Raw genomic sequence first — 6,262 nt, forward strand, 5'->3', positions numbered from 1 at the left:
GTACACCCTCGTGAATGGATGCCGTGCCCATCGCGCCCCCTTTGTTCCGGAGCACCGAAAACACGACACTTCACGAGCTACAAACAGGCGACAGATCACGAGCTACTGACAAAAGTCGACGCCGTGCTTGCTGAAGCGCCGGATTTACAATATATTCTCGCACCGCTGCCCCTTGCCCAGTCCTGTTTGACTGAGCAAATCGAGAAGTTCGATCAACAACTCCTGGCAGTGGCAAAAGGCCAAACTGTTCGGCGAATGATGACCGTTCCCGGTATCGGTCCCCTGATTGCCCTGTCCTTCGTCGTGACCATCGACGACCCCACTCGGTTCAGACATTCCGCCGACGTGGGTGCTTATCTAGGCCTGACACCAAGACGGTATCAATCCGGTGAGATGGATCGCACGCGCATCGAGGCTTCCTGGGCGATGCTCGCCACCAGCGTGCCATCGCGCTTGAAGATTAAGCCGCGCGCGAGACCACGTCCGCCTTGCGCGCTCGGCGACTCTATAGCGTAAAGCAGCCAGTCGTCGGCCCGGAACGGACGGTGAAACCACATCGCATGATCGAGGCTCGACCCCAGCATCCGGCCATCGAACAGCGTGCGGCCGTAGCGCGCCATGACCGCATCTAGCAGTGGCCAATCCGAGGCATAGGCCAGAGCGGACACATGCAGCGCCGGATCGTTGGGCAGCTTCTAGAAATGAATGTGGCCATCATGGATCTTCTGACCCACATATGGGCCGATCTCGACCGCGCGCAACTCAATAGGAGGATAGCGCAGCTCAATCGGCGGATCGGGTTCATACCAGCGGCGGAGTCGTTCCGGCATTTCGGTGAACCGATCTTTTCCGGCGGCGGCACGTCGGGGCATCGCATCCTGGTCGTCTCAGGCGCCCTGCTCCGAGCAGGTCAGCCGGAGCTCGTTAACATTGAAGTGCTTTCGGCTTCTCGAGGCATGGCATCACCATGACCGCAAAACTCTCGAATTCCTTGAGTCGGCTCTTTCGAGTCGATCAGAATCTAACGCTGATGTGAGCGCCTTCTCGGCGCAGCGGCGCGCTCTCTGTCGATGCGCAGATTGACTGTAGCGATATCCCGATCTTGATATACGCAATGAGCGGCGCGTTGGCGGCTAAATCCTCCGTTTGAGCGCGTATCTCTTCAACGGAACAGCTGGCCGAGCCGATGACTCGTGTGTTTCAGCATTCGCCCCCGGTATCGTTTGCGCGGCAGTCCGATTTCCAGCTACAGCTGCCTGACATGCATGGACACCGGGACTGGAGGTGCAGAACTTGCGGCTGCCCTGGCGAAGCTGAGTGTTTGGATTCTTCGAAAAATTAGGTGCGGGCGTAAGGTTAGATTCCTGGCGGCCAGAGAAATCACTTTTAACATATTAGACGACGGACGAATTGGAAACGAAGCGGAGGATATCTAGGTCCTTCACTGTCCGCTTCCCAGCGTATCCGCCATCGGCGGGCAATTCAGAGAGTAGCGGGGCTGCTCTGTTGGCGCTTGTTTGCATATGGGGTTGGTGTCATGATGCTATGTTGACCGGCCATTACGGTTACAATGCATTCTGAGACGGGCCTTGCACGCGTTGGCTTAATAAATCCTGCGAGGGTGAGCATCTAGGATGTGGGCATGCGGGATGCGCTGCTTGCAAGCTTCATGGCTATGCAGTGGATTTCTGGGTCGACCAAGATCAAAAAAAGATGCTTCAGTCGTGATCGCGCTTTGAGCAATGGTCCAGTGTTGGCTCGATGACGATGAAAGTCATGATGGCCGAATGCAAGCATGAGGAGAGAGGCACGCCATCCACCCCACGCGCGGGTTTCGTTGCGATCAAGATAGGCTCGTTCTTGAAGCTGTCCACGAACGGAAATGGCCTTGCTCGAAAGTCGCTTCTCCATAAACGTGCCGTTGCGGCAGGATGTCGACAAGGATCCAAGTTGCCGTCGGCAAGATCACGGCGGATCAGAAGCGCCGGGTTCACTCCTCCGCCAGCTCAGCCTTTGTAAAGGCGGTATTAGCGACGCGAAGGTCAAGCGCAGCGAGCGCGAGATGACCGTTCCTACTGTTGCATTCACCTTTATCCAAAGGGTGCCGCCGCGGTTCAACTGCATGTTTGCGATCGCGGCTAATTGTTAACGAAGATCGGGCAGATCGCGTCGCATTCAGCCTGTCCATTAAGAGCTGTTTCCGAATGCATCGAATGAAAGCATGCATAAGCATCGCCGACGAAAGTTTAGCCAGCGCGCAGCCGCAATGAAACACTTGCAAAATCTCCGACGAGCGTGACCGACGCTTCGTTCACGCTACTCGCATTGGTGCGCAGCAGATGTCTCTTGGGAACTGGCGGCCGAACGACTGAATAGCTCGCGCGCTCCCTCGTCGAAGCTCCGCAAACCGTTGCTTCCCGGACCGATGAATCACGACTGTTGAAGGACCGCGTCTTTTCAGCGACCTGCAGTGTGCCAAGAGTGTTCCAGGTTCATGAAATCGAGAGCGTACGCAAGAGATCGCAACGGCCTTACGATGACCTCTCGTGGCGTACTCGCGTCACAGCCAAGCTGACGCGACAAACGGTTCATGTGGTGACGATTAGGCGCAGAATTTCTGCTCCCTGACAGGGTATATTGGTTAAATTCAGGTCCCGCGGCCCGATACCATCTTTTGAATTATACTTGTTGCCGGTCTGGCGCAAAGGAGAAGGCGAGGATGATTTCTGAGTGTGTTCATCACCTGTGCGGTCACAGGTGGGGGGAGTCCGCGTGTGCCGGGTTCCCGGAGCAGATCGCGGACTCGGCGGTCCAAGCGGCGCGGGGGCCGCAGTGTGCATGCGCGGCTCGCGGGATCCGGCGCTGTTTCGGGAAGTGGTGGGGACCTATTCGAATGTCGGATGTGAAGCCGGTGATCAACCTGACCGTGGGCGTTGGCGGCGACCTTACGCTAGGTGAGCCGGATTCTCCCTGCCGCCGAACCCGCGGGAACGGACATGCGGGTGCGCTTGAGCGATTGGTGCACGTGGAGGAGCTGCGCCCCGAGATCTGCACACTGGGTTGCGGGTCGATGAACTTCGCCTCCGCTGGCGGCGAATCATGGCCAATACCCCCGGAATTCTGCGCACGATGGCCGCACACGTGAAAGAGTTCGGGGTGCGTCCTGAGCTCGAGATGTTCGATACCGGTCATCTGGGTTTGGTGCACGAGCGCCGGATGATTTGACGACGTTGATGGCGCTGGTGCACCAGCTCCCGCTGCGCGCCGTCTACTCGGCTTTTTCGATCGGACGGATGCAGTTTCCGTATGCGGCGTTGGCGTCGATGGTGGGCGCGAACGTGCGGGTGGGCTTGGAGGATAACCTGTCCCTCTCCCGCGGGCGGTTGGCGACCAACGCCGGACTCGTGCAGAGCGCGGTACAGATTCTTGAGAGGATCGGAGGGTGCGTGATGACGCCGGATGAGGTGCGAGAGAAGCTCACGCTCAAAGTTCATGTCTGAGGAAGCAAAATTGATGTCTGTGATGTCAAAAGCCACGTCGGGAAGACTACCGCGAGCGGTCGCGCTACTTGGGGCCGGGATCATCGGGGGCGGGTGGGCGGCACGGTTTATTCTCAACGGCGTCGACGTGCGTTTGTATGACCCGGCTCCTGGAGTTGGCGAGAGTGTCAAGAAGATGCTCTCCGACGCGCGGCGGGCGTATCGGCGACTGACGGTCGTCCCGCTGCCGGCCGAGGGCACGCTGACAGTGGTGGCGTCGGTCGCGGACGCTGTTCGCGATGTGGAGCTGGTGCAGGAATCTGCGCCGGAGCGGCTGGAGCTCAAGCGGCAGCTGCTCGCGGCCGCCAGCCGAGCTGCGGCGCCGGAAACTCTGATCTGCTCCTCGACCTCAGGCCTGCGGCCATCATTGTTGGCTGCGGGCGTTGACCACCCCGAGCGCTTACTCGTGGGACACCCGTTCGACCCGGTGTACTTGCTGCCCCTGGTTGAATTGTGTGGCGGCCTGAGCACGGATCCGCAGTCGCTGGCGAAGGCGGCGGAGATTTACAGCTTGGTGGGCATGCACCCACTCGTCGTGCGCAAAGAGGTAGACGGGCTCATCGCGAACCGGCTGCAAGAGACGGTGTGGCGCGAGGCGCTGTGGCTGGTGCATGACGACGTGGCCACCGTACAGGAGGTCGATGATGCGGTCCGTTACTCCTTCGGGCTGCGCCGGGCGGTCATGGGCCCCGTCCAGACCTACCGCACCGCCGTTGCCGACAGTAGCGCGCGTCGTTCCGTGGAGCAATTCCGCCCTGCGCTGAAGAGGCCTTCCTCAAAGCTCACCCACGTGCCCGAGCTCACTGATGCGTTCTTGGAGAAGCTCGCCGAACAGTTGGATGATCAAGCACGGTTCGAAGAACTCTCCCTCCATGACTTTGAACAAAAGCGCGACGACTGCCTCGTGGCCGTACTGCAGGGGCTGCGCGCTCAAGGCCACGGCGCGGGCGAGACGCTCGTGCGCTGGGAACAGGGGTTGTGTGCCCGCGATTCCCAGGTCACAGATCGAGGCCTCCAGCTCTCTAATGGCTGCGCTCCGCTGCGGATGCCGACGAGAGAGATACCATCTGACTGGATCGACTACAACGGACACCTCACTGAGAGCCGTTACCTTCAGCTCTTCGGCAACGCCACCGGCACGTTGCTCCGTCACATCGGAGTCGACGGCGAGTACCTCTCAAAAAGCGGAAGTTATTATACGGTCGAGACGCACCTGTCCCATTTGCGGGAGCTGTACGCTGGCGAGCGCGTGCAGGTGTTCACGCAGGTCCTCGGCGCCGATGACAAGCGCCTTCATCTCTTCCACGTGCTCACGCGTGAGGGTGATGAGCGCCCGGTGGCGACGGCCGAGCAAATGCTGGTTCACGTCGCCGCCGGCAGCGGACGCAGCGGCCCCGTGCAGGGGAGCGTACGCGAGCACTTGCTGGGGCTGGCGCGGCTCCACGCCGAGTTGCCCCGTCCCGAGCGCGCCGGCGCAAGCATCGGGTTGCGTTGAGACGCGAACTCACCACGGGGCGTCAGGATCGCCGCCAAATCAGGATCACGGCGCTCACAGCTCTCGTGAGACATTTCGGGAGAGACATGGCCCGCCATCGCCAGCTAAGCCTACCGGGACCAAGAATCAGGGCGCAGAGTTCTGCCCGTCCCCCCAGAAACGCGCGATTTTCTGGCAGTCCGGATGTGACGATCGCGTAGTCCGTGACCGGTTAAGCACCGCTTCGACAACACCGGCTAACATGCAGACCGGGATTACCGGCAGGCTTGGGACGTGACGACGGCGCCGAACGGCAAACGTTGCGACGACACTCCAGTGGCCCAGCCGAGGCTTTCCGCTCGGCGTTCGTCACGATGATTCCTCTAAGCGCCGATCACATTGTCGATCATGATCGTCAGTATCGGGCCAAGATTACGTTGGTTTCGTGAATTTCGGACCGATCGGACTTAACAGGTGGGCAATTCCTGACGATTATGAAGATTATCCCGCTGCGGCAGGTTTACGACATTTGGTCCACGAGCCAGCCAAATAGGGCGGCGGAAGCGGCCGCCTTCCTGTCATGATATGCATCAGTTCGATTTCCTCCACAGTGACCGGAACGACCGCCACATTGGTTGCCGCCGAAAATGGCTGCGCTGGCGTGCTCGGACGGGCAGCTCCGCATGCAGCTGGGCTAGCTCCAGCACGCGCTCGTGCATGTTCCCCTGCGCAGGACCGCGGCGTCCGCTGCCGGCGTCGACGTGAACCAGCCTCTGCTCGCCCATGGCCAGTGGCCCCTCGTCATCCTCGCGCGTGAGCGCGTGGAAAAGATGAAGGCGCTTGTCGTCGGCGCCGAGCACCCTGCGCGAGCACCTGGACGCGGTCGCCGGCGTACAGGGCCTGGAGATGGGAAGGTGCGTCTCGACCGTATAGTAACTGCCGCTGTTTGAGACGTACTCGCCGTCGATGCCGAGATAACGAAGCAGGGCGTCGGTGGCGTCACGGACGAGCTGGAGGTAGCGGCTCTCTGTGACGTGACCATTGTGGTTGAGCCAGTCAGACGGTATTGCTCGCGTCCGCGTTCGCAGCGGGCCGGAACCGTTAGTGAGCGGGTGATTGCGGTTGCGCAGCCCCCGCTCCCTGTGTGCGCAACCCCTGCAGCACGGCCACGAGGCAGTCATCGCGTTTCTGCTCGAACTCAGGGATGGTTAGTTTCTCGGCCCGAGCGTCTGACTGCTCAGCGAGCTTG

General features: G+C 60.4%; 3 protein-coding genes and 3 pseudogenes. 4 read left to right on the forward strand and 2 right to left on the reverse strand.

From position 1 onward, the window contains the following. Positions 1–249 precede the first annotated feature (249 nt). Positions 250–405, forward strand: a pseudogene (locus ACZBJS_RS41800) (transposase); the annotation flags it as partial. Here the strand turns inward: ACZBJS_RS41800 and ACZBJS_RS41805 are convergent. Then, positions 381–874 (reverse strand): annotated as a pseudogene (locus ACZBJS_RS41805) (acyl-CoA thioesterase); the annotation flags it as partial. The pseudogenes ACZBJS_RS41800 and ACZBJS_RS41805 sit on opposite strands and share 25 nt — an antisense overlap. Before the next feature lie 1,008 nt (positions 875–1,882). Between ACZBJS_RS41805 and ACZBJS_RS41810 the strand changes: the two are divergent. From ACZBJS_RS41810 to ACZBJS_RS41820, 3 genes and pseudogenes are all read left to right on the forward strand, one after another. After that, on the forward strand, positions 1,883–2,149 hold the full coding sequence (locus tag ACZBJS_RS41810; protein ID WP_463440265.1) for a hypothetical protein: 267 nt from the start codon (positions 1,883–1,885) through the stop codon (positions 2,147–2,149). A 577-nt stretch (positions 2,150–2,726) separates the two neighbouring features. Next, positions 2,727–3,500 (forward strand): annotated as a pseudogene (locus ACZBJS_RS41815) (beta-keto acid cleavage family enzyme). Positions 3,501–3,522: 22 nt separating this feature from the next. Then, entirely contained in the window at positions 3,523–5,034 is a 1,512-nt protein-coding gene (locus ACZBJS_RS41820; RefSeq protein WP_463440266.1) for a 3-hydroxyacyl-CoA dehydrogenase NAD-binding domain-containing protein, read from the forward strand. A 569-nt stretch (positions 5,035–5,603) separates the two neighbouring features. Here ACZBJS_RS41820 and ACZBJS_RS41825 read toward each other — a convergent pair. Beyond that, the gene (locus ACZBJS_RS41825) at positions 5,604–6,194 is read right to left on the reverse strand and encodes a thioesterase family protein (RefSeq protein WP_463440267.1); all 591 of its coding nucleotides are present in this window, start codon (positions 6,192–6,194) and stop codon (positions 5,604–5,606) included. Positions 6,195–6,262 lie beyond the last annotated feature (68 nt).

The organism is Bradyrhizobium sp. KZN70725, from assembly GCF_055264925.1.